General features: G+C 61.5%; 16 protein-coding genes and 1 pseudogene. 9 read left to right on the plus strand and 8 right to left on the minus strand.

Going from position 1 to position 17,716, the window contains the following annotated elements:
• Positions 1-74 precede the first annotated feature (74 nt).
• The 3 genes from MHI61_RS15810 to ribH all read right to left on the minus strand — a co-directional run bounded on the left by MHI61_RS15810 (position 75) and on the right by ribH (position 3,353).
• Complete coding sequence (locus MHI61_RS15810; RefSeq protein WP_239792646.1) at positions 75-2,213, minus strand: sodium-translocating pyrophosphatase; 2,139 nt, start codon at positions 2,211-2,213, stop codon at positions 75-77.
• A gap of 198 nt (positions 2,214-2,411) precedes the next feature.
• Positions 2,412-2,894 carry a transcription antitermination factor NusB gene (nusB, locus tag MHI61_RS15815; RefSeq protein WP_097664348.1) on the minus strand — a complete coding sequence of 161 codons (483 nt, stop codon included), beginning with the start codon at positions 2,892-2,894 and terminating at the stop codon, positions 2,412-2,414.
• Between the two features lie 3 nt (positions 2,895-2,897).
• Positions 2,898-3,353: a 6,7-dimethyl-8-ribityllumazine synthase gene (gene ribH, locus MHI61_RS15820; protein ID WP_004674116.1), complete on the minus strand. Its 456-nt coding sequence runs from the start codon at positions 3,351-3,353 to the stop codon at positions 2,898-2,900.
• A gap of 333 nt (positions 3,354-3,686) precedes the next feature.
• Here ribH and MHI61_RS15825 point away from each other — a divergent pair, with 333 nt between their 5' ends.
• From MHI61_RS15825 to rfbA, 9 genes and pseudogenes are all read left to right on the plus strand, one after another.
• Positions 3,687-4,046 carry a hypothetical protein gene (locus MHI61_RS15825; RefSeq protein WP_097606434.1) on the plus strand — a complete coding sequence of 120 codons (360 nt, stop codon included), beginning with the start codon at positions 3,687-3,689 and terminating at the stop codon, positions 4,044-4,046.
• A 177-nt stretch (positions 4,047-4,223) separates the two neighbouring features.
• Complete coding sequence (locus tag MHI61_RS15830) at positions 4,224-4,727, plus strand: cupin domain-containing protein (protein WP_239792647.1); 504 nt, start codon at positions 4,224-4,226, stop codon at positions 4,725-4,727.
• A gap of 24 nt (positions 4,728-4,751) precedes the next feature.
• Positions 4,752-5,267: a GNAT family N-acetyltransferase gene (locus tag MHI61_RS15835; RefSeq protein WP_239792648.1), complete on the plus strand. Its 516-nt coding sequence runs from the start codon at positions 4,752-4,754 to the stop codon at positions 5,265-5,267.
• Positions 5,268-5,592: 325 nt separating this feature from the next.
• Positions 5,593-6,399 (plus strand): hypothetical protein, encoded by an 807-nt coding sequence (locus MHI61_RS15840; protein WP_239792850.1) that lies wholly within the window; start codon positions 5,593-5,595, stop codon positions 6,397-6,399.
• A 257-nt stretch (positions 6,400-6,656) separates the two neighbouring features.
• Positions 6,657-8,668: pseudogene (locus MHI61_RS15845) on the plus strand (glycosyltransferase family 1 protein).
• The gene (gene rfbC / locus MHI61_RS15850) at positions 8,658-9,236 is read left to right on the plus strand and encodes a dTDP-4-dehydrorhamnose 3,5-epimerase (RefSeq protein WP_239792649.1); all 579 of its coding nucleotides are present in this window, start codon (positions 8,658-8,660) and stop codon (positions 9,234-9,236) included. Before MHI61_RS15845 ends, rfbC begins: the two are co-directional and overlap by 11 nt.
• 6 nt (positions 9,237-9,242) lie before the next feature.
• Complete coding sequence (rfbB, locus tag MHI61_RS15855) at positions 9,243-10,295, plus strand: dTDP-glucose 4,6-dehydratase (RefSeq protein WP_239792650.1); 1,053 nt, start codon at positions 9,243-9,245, stop codon at positions 10,293-10,295.
• Between the two features lie 6 nt (positions 10,296-10,301).
• Positions 10,302-11,189 carry a dTDP-4-dehydrorhamnose reductase gene (gene rfbD, locus MHI61_RS15860; protein WP_239792651.1) on the plus strand — a complete coding sequence of 296 codons (888 nt, stop codon included), beginning with the start codon at positions 10,302-10,304 and terminating at the stop codon, positions 11,187-11,189.
• Between the two features lie 9 nt (positions 11,190-11,198).
• Positions 11,199-12,068 (plus strand): glucose-1-phosphate thymidylyltransferase RfbA, encoded by an 870-nt coding sequence (rfbA, locus tag MHI61_RS15865; protein WP_239792652.1) that lies wholly within the window; start codon positions 11,199-11,201, stop codon positions 12,066-12,068.
• A gap of 295 nt (positions 12,069-12,363) precedes the next feature.
• Here the strand turns inward: rfbA and MHI61_RS15870 are convergent, their stop codons facing one another.
• From MHI61_RS15870 to MHI61_RS15890, 5 genes are all read right to left on the minus strand, one after another.
• Entirely contained in the window at positions 12,364-12,975 is a 612-nt protein-coding gene (locus MHI61_RS15870) for a riboflavin synthase (RefSeq protein WP_239792653.1), read from the minus strand.
• Positions 12,975-14,288 carry a bifunctional diaminohydroxyphosphoribosylaminopyrimidine deaminase/5-amino-6-(5-phosphoribosylamino)uracil reductase RibD gene (gene ribD / locus MHI61_RS15875; protein ID WP_239792654.1) on the minus strand — a complete coding sequence of 438 codons (1,314 nt, stop codon included), beginning with the start codon at positions 14,286-14,288 and terminating at the stop codon, positions 12,975-12,977. The genes MHI61_RS15870 and ribD overlap by 1 nt, the downstream gene beginning before the upstream one ends.
• 3 nt (positions 14,289-14,291) lie before the next feature.
• Entirely contained in the window at positions 14,292-14,768 is a 477-nt protein-coding gene (nrdR, locus tag MHI61_RS15880; RefSeq protein ID WP_003547190.1) for a transcriptional regulator NrdR, read from the minus strand.
• 9 nt (positions 14,769-14,777) lie between these two features.
• On the minus strand, positions 14,778-16,076 hold the full coding sequence (gene glyA / locus MHI61_RS15885; protein ID WP_097581701.1) for a serine hydroxymethyltransferase: 1,299 nt from the start codon (positions 16,074-16,076) through the stop codon (positions 14,778-14,780).
• A gap of 215 nt (positions 16,077-16,291) precedes the next feature.
• Positions 16,292-17,596 (minus strand): L,D-transpeptidase family protein, encoded by a 1,305-nt coding sequence (locus tag MHI61_RS15890; protein WP_239792655.1) that lies wholly within the window; start codon positions 17,594-17,596, stop codon positions 16,292-16,294.
• Between the last annotated feature and the right edge of the window lie 120 nt (positions 17,597-17,716).

The raw sequence follows: 17,716 nt of genomic DNA on the forward strand, positions 1-17,716 counted from the left end.
CATGGCACGTCCCCTCTCCCCGTTTTTGCGGGGAGAGGGTTAGGGTGAAGGGCTGCCAGCCGCTGTTGCAGCCATCAACCGGCGAGAACGGCGAGCAGCAGCAGCGCCACGATATTGGTGATCTTGATCGCCGGGTTGACGGCGGGGCCGGCGGTGTCCTTGTAGGGATCGCCGACGGTATCGCCGGTAACGGAGGCCTTGTGCGCATCCGAACCCTTCATGTGACGTACGCCGTCCTTGTCGACGAAGCCGTCCTCGAAACTCTTCTTGGCATTGTCCCAGGCGCCGCCGCCTGATGTCATCGAGATGGCGACGAAGAGGCCGTTGATAATGACGCCGAGCAGCGATGCGCCGAGGGCGGCAAAGGCGGAGGCCTTGGAGCCGGAGATCAGAAGCACGCCGAAATAGACGACGATGGGCGCCAGCACCGGCAACAGCGACGGCACGATCATCTCACGGATAGCCGCCTTGGTCAGAAGGTCGACGGCCTTGCCGTAATCCGGCTTTTCCGTGCCCTGCATGATGCCCGGCTTCATCTTGAACTGGCGGCGCACCTCCTCGACGATCGAGCCGGCGGCGCGGCCGACGGCTGTCATGGCGATGCCGCCGAAGAGATAGGGAATGAGACCTCCGAAGATCAATCCCGCCACCACGTAAGGGTTGGAAAGATCAAAGGAAATTTCGCCGATGCCGGCGAAATAAGGGAATTTGTCGCCATTCGCCGCAAAATATTTGAGGTCGTAGGAATAGGCCGCGAAGAGAACCAGGGCGCCGAGACCGGCGGAGCCGATGGCATAACCCTTGGTGACGGCCTTGGTGGTATTGCCGACGGCATCGAGCGCATCGGTGGACTTACGCACCTCCGGCGGCAGATGCGCCATTTCGGCGATACCGCCGGCATTGTCCGTCACCGGTCCGAACGCATCGAGTGCGACGATCATTCCCGCGATGCCGAGCATCGCCGTGACCGCAATGCCGGTGCCGAACAGTCCACCGAGCTGGTAGGTGGCGAGAATGCCGCCAACGATGACGATTGCTGGCAGTGCCGTCGATTCCAGTGAGACGGCCAGGCCCTGGATGACATTGGTGCCGTGACCGGTGACCGAGGCCTGGGCGATCGAGACGACCGGACGCTTGCCGGTGCCAGTATAATATTCAGTGATAACCACGATCAGCGCGGTGACGACAAGACCGATGATGCCACAGAAGAAGAGGTTCGCGCCTGATATATCGGTGCCTCCGACGGAGCCGATCGATCCCCAGCCGATGGTGAGCGAGGTGGCAGCACCAAGTCCGACGATCGACAGCAGGCCGGTGACGATGAGGCCCTTGTAGAGAGCGCCCATGATCGAGCCGTTCGCACCGAGCTTAACGAAGAAAGTGCCGACAATCGATGTGATGATGCAGACGGCGCAGATCGCCAGCGGATAGATCATCGCCGACTGGAGGATCGGCGCGCCTGCAAAGAAGATCGCAGCGAGAACCATGGTGGCGACGACGGAGACCGCATAGGTCTCGAAGAGGTCGGCGGCCATGCCGGCGCAGTCGCCAACATTGTCGCCGACGTTATCGGCAATCGTCGCCGGGTTGCGCGGATCGTCCTCGGGAATGCCGGCTTCGACCTTGCCGACGAGGTCGCCGCCGACATCGGCGCCCTTGGTGAAGATGCCGCCGCCGAGACGGGCGAAGATCGAGATCAGCGAAGCGCCGAAGCCGAGCGCCACCAGCGAATCGATGACGTCGCGCGAGCCGCTCTCATGGCCGAGGCCGACGGTCAGAATAGTGTAGTAGATGGAGACGCCGAGCAGCGCGAGGCCCGCCACCAGCATGCCGGTGATCGCACCCGACTTGAAAGCGATGTCGAGGCCGGCGGAGAGGCTGGCAGACGCGGCCTGCGCGGTGCGCACGTTGGCGCGGACGGAGACGTGCATGCCGATGAAACCGGCAGCACCTGACAGCACGGCGCCGATCAGGAAGCCGATGGCGGCCGTGGCGGAAAGAAGCAGCCAGGCTGCGATGAAGACAACGACGCCGACGAGGGCAATGGTGCGATACTGGCGCGTCAGATAGGCCTGAGCGCCTTCGCGGATATAGCCCGCGATCTCCTGCATCCGGCTGTTTCCCTGATCGGCGGCAAGCACCGACCGGGTTGCCCAGGCGGCATAGACCACCGAGAGCAGACCGCATGCAATTACGCATAAAAGAATGGTCATTTCGCTCTTTCCTCCCATAGGCCGGAGTTCACTCCTCCTCCGGCAGATACGCCGCCGACTCGCCTTCCTCTCCACAGAAATGCCACAGCTAAGCGGTGCGGAGATTGCGTGGTCGATCACGTGGCGTCAAGACCGCAACGGGCGAAAACCGTTACGCTGAGAAGAAAGACGAAGGGAGATTGTTTGGCGGCTAAGAACCTATTTCTTCGCCTCGCCGCGGACCTGCTTGGCGATGCGGTCGAGCACGGCGTTGACGAGCTTCGGCTCGTCGTCCTCGAAAAACGCCTGTGCGATCTCGACATATTCGGTGACGATGACCGCCACCGGAACGTCCTTGCGGTCAAGGAGTTCGAAGACGCCGGCGCGCAGGATAGCGCGCACGGTGCTGTCAAGCCGCGACAGAGCCCAATCATCCTGCAGCGCTGCAGCGATCAGCGGATCGAGGCGGACCTGATCACGCACCACGCCGGAGACGATGGAGCGGAACCAGCCGGCATCGGCCTTCAGGTAGGTCGCGCCGTCGATTTCCTGGCCGAGGCGATGCGCCTCGTATTCAGCGACGATTTCCAGAACGCCCGTGCCGCCGACATCCATCTGATAAAGCGCCTGAACGGCAGCAAGACGGGCAGCGCCCCGCTGGTTCGCAGTCTTGACCGGCCGTTCCGTCTTGTCGTCACTCATTCTTCATGCACCCAGTTTCTGCTTCAGCTCGATCATCGTCAGAGCTGCGCGAGCGGCAAATCCGCCCTTGTCCTTGTCCGAGCGGCGCGCGCGCGCCCAGGCCTGTTCGTCATTTTCCACGGTCAGGATGCCGTTGCCGATGGCAAGGGACTCGCTGACCGCGAGATCCATCAAAGCGCGCGAGGATTCGTTCGACACGATATCGAAGTGATAGGTCTCGCCGCGGATGACCATGCCGAGGGCGACATAGCCGTCATAATGCGTGCCGCCATTGTCGTCTCCATCGAGCGACATGGCAATCGCTGCCGGAATTTCCAGCGCGCCGGGAACGGTGACGACCTCAAAGGTGGCGCCGGCCTCTTGCAATGCGAAGGTCGCGCCTTCGAGCAGGGCATCGGCCATGTCGTCGTAGAAGCGGGCCTCAACGATCAAAATATGGGGAGCGGTCTCTCTCGGCATGGTTCACCTTCGGTTTATGGGGCGTTTTCCACTCGGCAGGCCGCGGTCAAAACATGCCTTCATCAGAATGGCAAGCACTTTCGCCCGATGCCGCAACGCCAAAGACGAAATATCGGCAAAGGGATAGCTGCACAGCTGAGCAGGCCTTTCAAACCAGTTTCCCCGGACGCCTGGAAAACGGCAATTCGAAGGCAATTTTCATGAAGAATTTTTAATGGATTTTCAGTGGCTTAGTCCATTGAATCGCGAAGAGGGCAACGCCAATTCCATGTCGTGACGAGACGATCCCCTGCAAAGACAGCCGACCGTCAAAGCAGATGAAAGGATACAATCATGAACCGCGTTGTCACAATCACCCTCGCCGCCGCCCTCTCCTCGCTTGCATTTGCCGGCGCCAGCCGGGCCGAAAGTCTTGGGATGAACACCGCCCACGGCATCGAGCAGACGCTCAGGACCTTCCAGGGCAATGACTTCAACGTCGAGCAGGTCCATAATTGGCGCAATCTCGATGACGAGACGACAGGCCCGCGCTCGGCGCCGGAACGCTCCGGCCAGGCCATCCGGGGCATCCAGGCTTCGATCGACGCCAACCGGTCGCTTGCCCGTCGGCTCAACCATGAAGGCGTCGACGTCCGCAACATCGTCAATGCCGAACAGGCGGCTGACGGAAGCCTGACGTTCTACGTCCGCTGAGGTTCCAGCGCATCGCCAACGATAGAGCGTCCCGGCGCGTTCCGCCCGAAGCGCGGCGCCCGAGGCATGGGCGGCGGTCTCCTCTCCGCCCATGCCGGGGATTTCCCGGATCAGCGCAGACGGGCATTGAATTTTCCGCCAAGATGATAGCTTCTCTTCCTGCAACAGGAGGACATCATGGCGACAGAACCGAAAGCGGTGCTCAATATCGCCGATCTCGCGCTCGATCACTGGAAACAGGGCGAGTTCTACGAAGGCGCTGACGCCTCGTTCGGCGCACGTCTTGGTCTGGCCGGTCTCGGCATCAGCTATAATGAAGTGCCGTCGGGCAAATCGAGCTGCCCCTTCCACAATCACCATGTCGAAGACGAGCTTTTCTACGTGATCGCGGGCACCGGCGAATACCGCTTCGGCGACGAGCGCCATGCGATCAAAGCCGGCGACGTGCTCGGCGCGCCGGCCGGCGGGCCTGAAACGGCGCACCAGATCATCAACACCGGCACGGCGACCCTCGTCTATCTCGGCATCTCGACGATGGCGAAGACCGAGATCGTCGAATATCCCGATTCCGGAAAGTTTCTCGCCAAGACCAACAGAGATGGCGCAAGGCCCGGGCGATTCCGGCATATGGGACGCGCGGAAAGCGACCTCGACTATTGGGACGGCGAGCCCGGCGCGTGACGGCGCAGCTCCCGGAGGCCTGATGTGACCGACATCCCCACGCTCGAAACGCAGCGGTTGACGCTTCGCCCTCACCACTTCGACGATTTCGAAGCGCATGCGGCGTTGTGGGCGGACGAGGATGTCGTTCGCTTCATCACCGGCGCGCCTTCAACGCGCGAGCAAAGCTGGAGCCGCATGCTGCGCATTGCCGGCATGTGGCATCATATGGGCTTCGGCTTTCTTGCGATCGAGGAAAAGGCAAGCGGCCGGTTCATCGGCGAAGCCGGATTTCTCGAAGCCCGCCGCGAAATGAAGCCGTCAATCGAAGGAACGATGGAGGTCGGCTGGGCGCTGATGCCGGCGGCCCAGGGCCGCGGTTATGCCACCGAGGCGCTGACAGCCCTGATCGGCTGGGCGGCAGCGCGTTTTCCGGGAAAGGCAATGAGCTGCATCATCAGCCCCGAGAACGTGGCGTCGCTCAGGGTCGCAGCCAAGCTCGGCTTCCGCGAGACGGCGCGCGCGCAGTATAATGGCGAAGTCATTCAGTTTTCGCGTTAGGGAATTTCGTCGAGCGGGTTGCCCAGCGCCCGTCGATATGGGAGGAGACCGACCGCTATTGCGGTCTTGTTGACACGTGCCGATATCGCCGATGGCGACAGTAGGCTCAAGCAAAAGAATGTCGACGCGCTTCGGCTTGCGGCACCCGACTTCATTCCCGGATAGATCCGGCTTCGCACCTGCTACGCGCAAGGAACGCGCTATAGAAACATCCCCAAGGCAGATACCTTCGCACCCCTCACGCTGACAGGAGGCAATGACGGGCGAGCAGCGTGGTAATTGCAGCCGGCAGAAACTCCCCATCCACAAGAGGCTGATTACAGATATGACCATTTTCATTGTTTGCCATAAGGATTTGCCGAGCTACCCTCCTCCGGAGGGCTCGAAAATCATATGGCTCAATTCCAAACCGCCTTTGGACAACAGGGGGATGGATGTTATCGCCGGTTATGATTTTTTCAGCGAGCCGGAGGAACTTCACGCGAAACTGTCAGGATCGCTGGGGACGATAGCGATCGCAAAAGTGGTTTCGGAAGAGCCAGTAAAACCTCGCAACATTACCATCTGGCAATATCGAAAATATTTAACACGACAAAGAATCGGAACACCGAATCCCGAATATCCCGGGATGAACACAGCGACCTCAGAAGAAACAGAAATCACAAGACCGGAGAATCCGGCGTTTTTTTTAGAAAGTTTCTTTCTACCTCGCCCTCTGAATCTCCAGAACATCTCACAACACTATGCGCGATTCCACAATATTGTTGACTTCCTCAGATATACGGCGTCCGCAATCGAAACAAATGCCTTAACGCAAGCCGAAGCTATGAATTTTTTCAATTCCGGCAACTTTGTCCCTGGAGGCATCGAACTCGGCACGTATCCGACGGACTGGTGGCTAGACACTTTTGTCCGCCTGGTGGCGCCATCTTTTGAATTTGCCAAACGCTATCAACCATTTCAGGCCGAAGATCCCGTGCAGAAGCGCGCGATCTCATTTTGCCAGGAGCGTCTGGGAAGCTACCTTCTCATCAAGCGTTTAGCCGAACTCTATGGCAATAGCCTACCCGGGTCCTTGTTCGGCGATATCGTGACCGTTTCGGATGATGGGGTCTATCGAAGCGGCGTATAAACCGAGGCAGCCCAACTCCGAACACAACATCGCGACCCACCGCGATACCGGCAGCAGAAGCGGCTGAGCCGACCAAGCCAGCTGGAGAAAACTGACCACGGACAAGTCGGGCTGCTGCAATCCCTCCAGGCTGAGCAGCGAATGTTTTGCAAACAGCGTGGCGCAAGCTTCACTTCCAATAGTAGCCACCAAACAGGCTCGAATTGCCGTTCTGCGGATTGCCAAGCAGACGGAAGCCATTCGCGAAGGACGATACCTTGACAATAAATCAGTCCATTTCTTCTTTGCCTGCCGGCCTTCCTGATCTGGCGCTTCTGACGGAAAAAGCCGCCCGCACCGGATCAGTCATCGTCTACCAGCCTTATCTCGATCCTTCGCAGCGCAGCCAACTCGACGCGGCTGCCGTGCCGCTCGACATCTCGTTCAATACGCAGGCTGCGACCCGCGAATACGAGCTCTTTCGTACCCTGCATGCGCATCACGAGGCGATCGGCCTCGGCGAGGATGTATTCTGGGGACTGCTGTCCAGCAAATTCGAGGTAAAATCCGTCACAGACTTCCCATCCTTCGTCACCGAGGCGGAAAAGGCCAGGGCGGAAGGTGCGGATGCCTATCTCTACAATCCGCTGATCGGCCACGCCGCCATCTACAGCAACGTCTGGGAGCATTCGCTGCTTGGCGGCCATCCCGGCATGGAGCCGATCTTCCTGCATATCCAGCAGCTTGGCTACCCGATCGCGCCGCCGCAAGACAAAACCGCCTTTATGTTCTGCAACTATTTCTGCGGCAATAAAAAGTTCTGGTCTGGATACTTCGCCTTCTGCGAACGCATTCTGGAATCGCTGGAAAATGAAGCGCGCCGCGGCACGCCGGCGGGCATTGCCTATGCCGGTTCAGCGCAATATTCACGCGACGCTAACGCGACGATGCGCCCCTTCGTGATCGAGCGCCTGCTCGGGCTCTATGTCCAGCAGGCTGCAGCCACAGGATTGAAGATCGCCGCCTTCGTGCCGGCGCCTGCCGATTTCGAGTGGAAGTTCGGCGTCCGCCTCGGCCGGATTCTGCATGGCCTCTTCGCCGCCAAGGAAGCCTTTCTCAGGAGCCGTGATGAGGCTCTCCTGACAAAGTGGCAGGAAGGCCGCCAACCACTCATCAAGCAGCCGCATCTGATCTGGGGGGCTGATGATCCGCCCGGCTGGATGCCGCGCGGCCAATTCATCGGCGGCCGCGAATTGATGCGCGCCTATGCTCCGCACGCTTCAGGCGCCTCTCCAGGCCCACAGCAGCCGGCACGAACGGAAAGGCCCGCTATACCGGCCGCGCCGAAGATCGAGCAGCCGCCTCGCAATGCATTGCAGCCCTTTGCCGGCGGATGGCAGGCCCACAAGGATCGCCATTGCATCTGGATCGTGACGCCCGAAAACTACAATCACAGCCACGCCTTCGACGAAGTCGCGCTCGGTCTGCAGGGCGCCTTCGAGGAACTCGGCGGTTCGGCACCGATCATCAGGGACATGAACGAGTTCGCGGGCCGTGCGCCGATCATTTATGGCGGCAACCTGCTTCCGGCCGAAATCGTCGGTCACCTGCCGCAGGACAGCGTTCTCATCAACCTCGAGCAAGTGTCTGAAGAAAGCAGCTGGATCAATTCGCGCTATGTGTCGATCCTGAGGGCGATGCCGGTGCTCGACTACAGCCCGCGCAACCGCGAAAACCTTGCCGCCAAGGGTATCGATCACGCCGGTGTGCTCGAAATCGGTTACAGCCGATGCCTGAGCCAGATCCAGCACGCCGCCGTCAAGGATATCGACGCGCTCTTCTACGGCTCGATGAACGAACGTCGCCACCATATCCTGAAGACGCTGACGGACGGCGGGCTCAAGGTCGCGCATCTCTTCAACGTCTATGGTGCCGAACGCGATGCGGCGATTGCCCGTTCCAAGATCGTCATCAACATCCATCATTATGCGAGTGGCGTCTTCGAGATCGTGCGCATTTCCTATCTGCTCGCCAATCGCGTTTGCGTGCTGACGGAAGGCGACATCCGCGATCCGGACCTCCAGCCCTTCATCGGCGGCTTGGCAATCGAGCCCTATGGCGACATGATCGAGCGCTGCTACAAGCTGATCGCAGATGCCGATGAGCGCGATGCCATTGCCGCGCAAGGCCTTGCGGCCATCCAGAGCCGCTCGCAAGCGGAGATGCTGATGAGCGTTATGAAGGCGGGCGCCTGATGAAGGCCGCAGAAAAGGTAAGTCATGCACATTGAGACCGGCGCCATCGAGGGCATCGTTGCAATCACGCCGCCACGTTTCGGCGATCACCGGGGCTACTTCTCCGAAGTATTCAAGGATGCCTGGTTCCGGGAAAATGTGGCCGACGTCACGTTCGTCCAGGACAATGAATCGCTTTCGGCGCAAGCCGGAACCGTCCGGGGGCTGCATTTCCAGATACCGCCCTTCGCACAGGGCAAGCTGGTGCGCTGCCTTGCCGGCCGGATCATGGATGTCGTCGTCGATATCCGCGTGGGATCACCGAGCTTCGGCAAATGGCTCTCTCAGGAGCTCTCGCCGGACACCGGCAAACAGCTCTGGATACCGCCCGGCTTCGCACACGGATTCGCAACGATCGAGCCGAACAGCGTCATCAGCTACAAGGTAACCGCACCCTACAGCCCGCAGCATGATCGGGGCATCGCGTGGAACGATCCGGCGATCGGCATTCGCTGGCCCTTCGGCGAGAGTGACATGGTATCGTCCGACAAGGACAAGACGCTGCCGCGGCTCGCCGATCTGCCAAACCTTTTTTCCTATTCAGTACAGCAACCCCAGGATTGATCGACGATGCGCATACTGGTCACGGGCGGAGCGGGCTTCATCGGATCGGCTTTGGTGCGCCATCTGGTCAACGAGATCGGCGCCGAAGTGCTGAATGTCGATGCGCTAACCTATGCCGGCAATCTGGCATCGCTGAAATCCGTCGAAGCGGCGCCGAACTACCAATTTCTGCGCGCCGACATCCGCGACCGCGCCAGGATGCAGGAAGCATTCGCGTCCTTCCGCCCTGATGTCGCCATGCATCTCGCGGCCGAGAGCCATGTCGACCGCTCGATCTCGGGCGCGGATGATTTCATTCAGACCAACATCGTCGGCACATACAGCCTGCTGGATGCCGCGCGGCACTATTGGGATGGGCTTGACGCTCACCGCAAGAACGCCTTCCGCTTTCTGCATGTCTCGACGGACGAGGTTTACGGCTCGCTCGGCGACGAGGGTCTCTTCGAGGAAACGACGCCCTACGATCCGTCCTCGCCCTACTCCGCCTCCAAGGCCGCGAGCGATCATCTGGCGATCGCCTGGCACCGCACCTACGGCCTGCCCGTCGTCGTCTCCAATTGCTCCAACAATTACGGCCCGTTCCATTTCCCGGAAAAGCTCATTCCGCTGATGATCTTGAACGCACTCGAGGGTAAGCCTCTTCCGGTTTATGGCAACGGCGCAAATGTTCGCGACTGGCTTTATGTCGAGGACCATGCCCGCGCGCTCTACACAATCGCATCAAGAGGGCGCCCCGGCGAAAAATACAATGTGGGCGGCCGCAATGAGCGCAGGAACATTGATGTCGTTCATCGCATCTGCGCGATTCTCGACGGCGTCTACAATGACAAGGCACCGCATGCGCGTCTGATCACCAACGTCACGGACCGCCCCGGACACGACGCGCGCTATGCGATCGACGCCTCGAAACTCGAAAGCGAACTCGGCTGGAAGGCCCAAGAGACCTTCGAAACCGGCATCGAGAAGACCGTGCGCTGGTACTTGGATAACGAATGGTGGTGGAGGCCGCTGCGCGAAACCGTCTATTCCGGCGAACGCCTCGGCGTTTTCAAGGGGTGATAAGCGATGCGCATTGCCGTCACCGGTAAACAGGGCCAGGTCGTTCAGTCGCTGCTCAGACGCGGCGCCGAAACGGGCGTCGAAATCATCGCGGTCGGCCGCCCGGAAATGGACCTTTCGGATCCTGCAAGCATTGCAGTCGCCTTCTCGGCTCTGCGGCCGGATGTGATCGTCTCGGCCGCCGCCTATACGGCGGTCGACAAGGCCGAGAGCGAAGCCGAGCTTGCCTTTTCCGTCAACGCGACAGGCGCCGGGGCGGTTGCCGAGGCTGCCGCGCGGATCGGGGTCCCGGTCATCCACATTTCGACCGACTATGTCTTCAACGGCGACAAGGCCTCCGCCTATTGCGAAGAGGATGCGACGGCGCCGATCTCCGTCTATGGGCGTTCGAAGCTCGCCGGCGAGAAGGCCGTCGCGGCGGCGAACCCGAACCACGTCATCTTGCGCACCGCCTGGGTCTATTCGCCGTTCGGCGGCAATTTCCTGAAAACGATGCTGCGGCTTTCCGAGACGCGCGATCATCTTCGCGTCGTCGCCGATCAGACAGGATGCCCGACCTCGGCACTCGACATCGCCGACGCGATTCTTGCGATCGCGACCCGTATCGCCGCGGACCCTGCGCCATCGCTCCGCGGCACCTTTCACCTCACCGGCAGCGGTGAAGCAAGCTGGGCTGATTTCGCCGAAGAGATATTCGCAGCGCTTCTTAAATCGGGCGGCAGAAACGTCGGCGTCGAGCGCATCCCGACGACGGACTATCCGACACCGGCAAAGCGTCCCGCCAATTCGCGTCTCAACGGCGACAAGCTCGCCAGAACCTATGGAATCAGGCTCCCGGAGTGGAAGCAGTCCATGACGATCGTCATGCAAGACCTTTTGAACAAAGGTCTTTAAGGAGAAAGCATGAAGGGAATTATTCTCGCAGGCGGCACGGGCACGCGTCTGCATCCGATCACGCAGGCCGTCTCGAAACAGTTGATGCCGGTCTACGACAAGCCGATGATCTACTATCCGCTGACGACGCTCATGCTTGCCGGCATCAGGGAGTTGCTGATCATCACGACGCCCCACGACCTCGAAGCCTTCAAGCGCCTTCTCGGCGACGGCTCACAATGGGGAATTTCGCTGACCTATGCCGTACAGCCGAGCCCGGACGGCCTCGCCCAGGCCTTCATCATCGGCGCCGACTTCGTGCACGGCGACAGCTCGGCTCTCGTTCTCGGCGACAACATCTTCTACGGACACGGACTGCCGGAAATCATGAAATCCGGCACGAGTCGTGGGGAAGGCGCGACGGTCTTCGCCTATCACGTCACCGATCCGGAACGCTATGGCGTCGTCGGCTTTGACGAAAAGATGAATGCGCTGTCGATCGAGGAGAAGCCGAAGGAGCCAAAATCGAACTGGGCGGTGACCGGCCTCTATTTCTACGACCAGCAGGTGGTCGATATCGCCGCCAACCTGAAGCCGTCGCCGCGCGGCGAATTGGAAATCACCGACGTCAACCGCGCCTATCTCGAGCGCGGCCAGCTTTTCGTGGAACTGATGGGCCGGGGCTACGCCTGGCTCGACACCGGCACACCTGATAGCCTGCACGATGCCGCAGGTTTCGTCAGCACGCTGGAGAAACGCCAGGGCTTCAAGATCGCCTGCCCCGAGGAAGTCGCCTGGCGCATGGGTTACATCTCGCAGGAAGACCTCGCCAGACTCGCCGAGAAGCACGGCAAGAGTGCCTACGGCCAATATCTGACGAAGCTCTCCCCGGTTTGGTGAACTCTCCGGCCGGCCAGGCGCGCTGTCCCTTTCCACCCGGAGCATAACACCGAAAATCGACGCGGACAGCCCCCTCCGCCTGCCGACACCGACCGAGGTCGAGCCACGCGTCTCGACCCGTCCTTCGGACCCGCTTGCGGGGCGAAGGGGATATGCCGCAACGTCTCCGTCCCTCGCCCAGTTTGCAGGGCACGTCCCCTCGCCCCGTTTATGGGGAGAGGGCTAGGTGAGGGATAGCCATTGGCTCAAATCGGACAATCGTAGCGCAACTTCGAAAATCGATGGCGGTTTCGATTCAGGCGCTGGGAAATTCCGCCAGCCGGGCGGCGTAGCGCGCCATGGTGTCGACTTCGAAATTGACGAAATCGCCGGCCTTGCGCTCGCCCCACGTCGTCACTTCGAGCGTGTGGCGGATGAGCAGGACGTCGAAATCCGTGCCATCGACCGCGTTGACGGTCAGCGAGGTGCCGTCGAGCGCGATCGACCCCTTGGGGGCGACGAATTTCGCCAGATGTTCGGGTGCGCGCAGGCGGTAACGCGTGGCGTCGCCCTCCGAGGTCACCGAAAGGATTTCCGCCTTGCCGTCGACATGGCCGGAAACGATGTGGCCGCCGAGCTCGTCGCCGATCTTCAGCGACCGCTCGAGGTTGATGCGGCTGCCTTCCCGCCAAGTGTCGATCGTTGTCAGCCGCAGCGCCTCCTCCCAGGCCTCGACCTCAAACCAGCGGCCGTTGCTGCCTTCCTGCGGCAGGCCGGTCACGGTGAGGCAGATGCCGGAATGGGAGATGGAGGCGCCCATATCGATGGTGGCAGGATCGTAACTCGTCGCAACGCGGAGCTTGATGCCCTCCTTTAGCGATGAAACGGACTCGATCCTGCCGATATCAGTGACAATTCCGGTGAACATCAACTCTCTCTTTCATATTCATCCAGGCGATCTGCGCCGAATATACGCGTGCCCATATGGGCGAAACCGGATGGTATGTCGGTTGCATCAAGCGGCGATTCAATACCATCCGCGCCGATGACGACGGGCGCCTGGTAAAGCTGGATGCGGTCAACGAGACCGGCTTCCAGGAAAAGCCGCGCCGTCTTGGCACCGCCCTCGACCAGAAGCGAAGAGATCCCGCGTGTCGCAAGCGCCGGCAGCAGAATTTCGGGGTGATAGGGATTGCAATAGACGATCTCGACGCCGGCGGCCTCGAGTGCGGCGCGGCGGGAGTCCAGGTCGGCGGTGTCGGTGGGTGCGGTACCCCCCTCTGCCCTGCTGGGCATCTCCCCCACAGGTGGGGAGATCGGCTGGGGGCTAGCGCCTTGCCCTACATTCTCTGAAGTCGATTTGTTGCTAACGGGAGCGAGGGAATTCGGATCCCGCTCCTTGCTGACCTCCCCCGTTGTGGGGGAGATGTCCGGCAGGACAGAGGGGGGTAACCCCTCCGCATCCGCCGACAAAGGCCATACTTGCTCGCTCGCCACCACGATGACCGGCACCTCTCGCGCCGTCCCCACCAGTTTGCTCGTCAGCGGCAACGCCAAAGACGGATCGAGCACGATACGGATCGGCGACTGCGCCTCCAGGCCGGGTGTGCGCACCGTCAGCAGCGGATCGTCCGATATCGCCGTGCCGATGCCGACCAGGATCGCGTCGGTTTCGGCCCGCAGCGCCTGCACCTCGGCGCGAGCCTCCGGGCCGGTGATCGCCACCTGCCCCTCCCCCGCGCGGCCGATCATGCCATCGGCGGAAACGGCAAGCTTGAGAGTCACATAGGGCCGGTTCTTCGTCTGACTGGTGAGATAACCGGCCAGCGAACGCCGGCCTTCGGCTTCCAGAACACCGGCATCCACCTCGATACCTGCGTCGCGCAGCATGGAAATGCCGCGGCCGGAGACCCGCGGATCGGGATCGGTGACGCTGATGACGACGCGGGCGACGCCATAGGCGATCAGCGCCTCGGCACAGGGCGGCGTCTTGCCGTGATGCGAGCAGGGTTCGAGGGTCACATAGGCGGTGGCGCCGCGGGCAGCCTCGCCGGCTTCGGCGAGCGCCTGCGGCTCGGCATGCGGGCGGCCGCCAAGGGCGGTGACCGCTTGGCCGACGATGACGCCATCCTTGACGATCAGGCAGCCGACGGAGGGGTTGGTGGCGGTGCGGCCGAGATGCCGGCGCGACAGCCGGATCGCCGCCGCCATGAAACTCTCGTCATCCGGCGTGACGTTCATGGCTCACCTGTCCAGTGGGTCGCGGGCGATCTTGGCGTTGATTTCGGAAATGACCTTCTCGAAATCCTCGGCAAGCGAAAAATCCCGATAGACGGAGGCGTAGCGCACGAAGCCGACATCGTCGAGGCTCTTCATGGCTTCCAACACCTGCAGGCCGATCTGCTCGGAGGAGATTTCGGTCTCGCCGGAGCTTTCCAGCCGGCGAACGATGCCGGAGACGGCGCGCTCGATGCGGTCACGCTCGACGGGGCGTTTGCGCAGCGCCACTTCGAAGGAGCGCACCAGCTTGTCGCGGTCGAAAGGCACCTTGCGGCCGGTCTTCTTGATGACCATCAACTCGCGCAACTGCACACGCTCGAAGGTCGTGAAGCGGCCGCCGCAATCCGGACAGATACGCCGCCGGCGGATGGACGTATTGTCCTCCGCCGGGCGCGAATCCTTGACCTGAGTATCTTCCGAACCGCAATAGGGGCAGCGCATCGCTACTCCTTACCCCATGTAGTCATACATTGGGAAGCGGTCTGTAAGGTTGACCACCTTGCCGCGCACGGCGGCTTCGACCGCGGCATTGCCTTCGTCGGAATTGGCGACCTTCAGGCCGTCGAGAACCTCGACGATCAGATTGCCGATTTCGCGGAATTCAGCTTCCTTGAAGCCGCGCGTCGTGCCGGCCGGCGCGCCGAGGCGCACGCCCGAGGTGACGAAGGGCTTTTCCGGGTCGAAGGGAATGCCGTTCTTGTTGCAAGTGACATAGGCGCGGCCGAGCGCTGCCTCGGCGCGCTTGCCGGTGGCGTTCTTCTTGCGCAGGTCGACGAGCATCAGATGGTTGTCAGTGCCGCCGGAGACGACGTCGAGACCGCCCGACATCAGCGTTTCGGCAAGCGCCCGGGCGTTCTTGACGACCTGAGCGGCGTATTCCTTGAACTCCGGCTGCAGCGCCTCGCCGAAGGCGACCGCCTTGGCGGCGATGATGTGCATCAGCGGGCCACCCTGCAGACCGGGGAAGACGGCCGAATTGAACTTCTTGGCCAGATCCTCTTCATTGGTGAGGATCACGCCGCCGCGCGGGCCGCGAAGCGACTTGTGCGTCGTCGTCGTCGCGACATGGCAATGCGGGAACGGGGACGGATGCTGGCCGCCGGCGACGAGACCGGCGATGTGGGCCATATCGACCATCAGATAGGCGCCGACCGAGTCGGCGATCTCGCGGAAGCGCTTCCAGTCCCAGATGCGGGAATAGGCGGTGCCGCCGGCGATGATGAGCTTCGGCCGGTGCTGTTCGGCCTTGCGGGCGACGTCATCCATGTCGAGCAGGTTGTCGCCTTCGCGCACACCGTAGGAGACGACGTTGAACCACTTGCCGGACATGTTGACCGGCGAACCATGCGTCAGGTGACCGCCCGAATTGAGATCGAGGCCCATGAAGGTGTCGCCGGGCTGCAGCAGCGCCAGGAACACGGCCTGGTTCATCTGCGAGCCGGAATTCGGCTGGACGTTGGCGAAATTGACGCCGAACAGCTTCTTGGCGCGCTCGATCGCCAGTTCCTCGGCGATATCAACGAACTGGCAGCCGCCGTAATACCGCTTGCCCGGATAACCCTCGGCATATTTGTTGGTCATGATGGAGCCCTGAGCTTCCAGCACGGCGCGGGAGACGATGTTCTCGGAAGCGATCAGTTCGATCTCGTGCCGTTGGCGACCGAGTTCCTTTCCGATCGCGCCGAAAATCTCGGGATCGACGTCCGCAAGCGAGCGATTGAAGAAGGATTCGGTGGAAGCATTGGTCATGGGCGGGCTCCTCAACTGGAATGCGCGAAGGTATTATCCTTCCCCTGTGGCAAGGGCAATACGAAGAACGACATTTGCTGAGCAAAGCGCGCGCTCCAGTCATTTTGCGACAGCGCGGCGCCGATGAATCGCAGCTCCGCGATAAAGTGCCCTCGCCGGAATAAAAAAACCGCGCCGGGAGGCGCGGTTCGAGGGTGCGATGCAGAGGCCGCCGCTTATTGCACCGGCTGTTCCATGCCAGCCGTGGTATCGAGCGCCAATTCGGCATTGCCGTCCATCTGATAGATGTCGTCGCGGAACTGGACGATGCCGTCGGGCATGCCCCAGGCAGAGATGTAGACGAAATAGACCGGAACTTCCGCCGCGAGCTTGATCGGCGTGTTGACGCCGCTTGCGATCACCTGCTCCATCTGCTGGCGGCTCCAGCCGGGGGTCTCGCGCAACAGCCAGTTCGTCAGGTCGCGCACGTTCTGGACGCGGACGCAGCCCGAGGATTCGAAGCGCATCAGCTTGTTGAACAGGCCCTGCTGCGGCGTGTCGTGCATGTACTCGCCGTTCTTGTTGTAGAAGTTGATCTTCGTCGACGCCATGGCGTTGGTCTTGCCGGGGTCCTGACGGAACATCAGGTTCGGTGCCTCGCCGTTCCAGTCGACGGTCTCGGGGGCGACTTCGTTGCCCTTGCCGTCGAGCAGACGGATGGCGTTCTTTTCGAGATAGGTCGGATCCTTGCGCATCAGCGGCATGATGTCCTTCTCGACGATCGAGCGCGGCGCCGTCCAGTAAGGATTGAGAATGACCTCGTAGATCTTCGAATTGACGAGATGCGTCGGGCGGCTCAAGCGGCCGACAACCGCGGTATGACGCGTCGCGACACTGCCGTCTTCGACAGCCTCGACATAGGCGGCCGGAATATTGACCATGAGGTGACGGCGTCCCAGGTCTCCGGGGAAGGTCTGCAGACGGATGAGGTTGGTGTTCAGCTGCTGCAGACGGACATCGGCGGGGATGTTCATCGCCTTCAGGGTGAATTCGCCGAGGACGCCATCGGCCGGCAGACCGTGACGCGCCTGGAAGCGCTTGACAGCGCCGTCGACATAGGAATCGAAGGCGCTCGACATGCCGGCTTCGCGCGGCAGGTCGCCGGTGATCGCCAGACGCTGGCGCAGCGCCTGGACGGCGGGAGAGCTGACGCCGAGTTGCAGACGCTGTTCACCGGGGTTGACCTCAGGCCAGCCGCCGGCAGCTGCGATCTGCTGATACTGCATGATTGCCTGCTGAGCGCTGGCGACCGATTGCGGCCCGAGGATCGGTGTGTTGGAAACGACGGCAGTCGCCGTACGCGAAGCCGCCTTGGCGTCAAACTGGTCGTCCCAGTTGCCGCGCCGCGGCGCGTTCAGGAGCCCATCGAGCGCCGATTGCGCAAATGCAGGCCCGGCAGCAAGCGCGCCGGCGCCAACCGTTGCCGCCGACGCCAGGAAAGCGCGGCGCGAGAGAGCTTCAATTCCGTTTTTCTTCGACATAGTCCCAACCACTGAATGCCGCGATAAAGGAAAGCCGCGGCTCTTTGCGATATCACTGCGCCGTAACGCAGATCTCTGTGCATTCGTTGTCCCGGCGCATCAAAAAATTCCGCTGATCGC

It is taken from the genome of Rhizobium sp. K102 (assembly GCF_022385315.1).
In the GTDB taxonomy this organism is placed as follows: domain Bacteria; phylum Pseudomonadota; class Alphaproteobacteria; order Rhizobiales; family Rhizobiaceae; genus Rhizobium; species Rhizobium croatiense.

Excerpts from the sequence above, each read along its gene's own strand:
- rfbC (WP_239792649.1), top strand. The coding sequence starts at position 8,658 with ATGCACATTGAGACCGGCGCCATCGAGGGCATCGTTGCAATCACGCCG.
- rfbB (WP_239792650.1), top strand. The coding sequence starts at position 9,243 with ATGCGCATACTGGTCACGGGCGGAGCGGGCTTCATCGGATCGGCTTTG.
- MHI61_RS15825 (WP_097606434.1), top strand. The coding sequence starts at position 3,687 with ATGAACCGCGTTGTCACAATCACCCTCGCCGCCGCCCTCTCCTCGCTT.
- MHI61_RS15890 (WP_239792655.1), bottom strand. The coding sequence starts at position 17,596 with ATGTCGAAGAAAAACGGAATTGAAGCTCTCTCGCGCCGCGCTTTCCTG.
- nusB (WP_097664348.1), bottom strand. The coding sequence starts at position 2,894 with ATGAGTGACGACAAGACGGAACGGCCGGTCAAGACTGCGAACCAGCGG.
- MHI61_RS15840 (WP_239792850.1), top strand. The coding sequence starts at position 5,593 with ATGACCATTTTCATTGTTTGCCATAAGGATTTGCCGAGCTACCCTCCT.
- rfbA (WP_239792652.1), top strand. The coding sequence starts at position 11,199 with ATGAAGGGAATTATTCTCGCAGGCGGCACGGGCACGCGTCTGCATCCG.
- MHI61_RS15830 (WP_239792647.1), top strand. The coding sequence starts at position 4,224 with ATGGCGACAGAACCGAAAGCGGTGCTCAATATCGCCGATCTCGCGCTC.
- nrdR (WP_003547190.1), bottom strand. The coding sequence starts at position 14,768 with ATGCGCTGCCCCTATTGCGGTTCGGAAGATACTCAGGTCAAGGATTCG.
- ribH (WP_004674116.1), bottom strand. The coding sequence starts at position 3,353 with ATGCCGAGAGAGACCGCTCCCCATATTTTGATCGTTGAGGCCCGCTTC.
- MHI61_RS15870 (WP_239792653.1), bottom strand. The coding sequence starts at position 12,975 with ATGTTCACCGGAATTGTCACTGATATCGGCAGGATCGAGTCCGTTTCA.
- glyA (WP_097581701.1), bottom strand. The coding sequence starts at position 16,076 with ATGACCAATGCTTCCACCGAATCCTTCTTCAATCGCTCGCTTGCGGAC.
- ribD (WP_239792654.1), bottom strand. The coding sequence starts at position 14,288 with ATGAACGTCACGCCGGATGACGAGAGTTTCATGGCGGCGGCGATCCGG.
- MHI61_RS15810 (WP_239792646.1), bottom strand. The coding sequence starts at position 2,213 with ATGACCATTCTTTTATGCGTAATTGCATGCGGTCTGCTCTCGGTGGTC.
- rfbD (WP_239792651.1), top strand. The coding sequence starts at position 10,302 with ATGCGCATTGCCGTCACCGGTAAACAGGGCCAGGTCGTTCAGTCGCTG.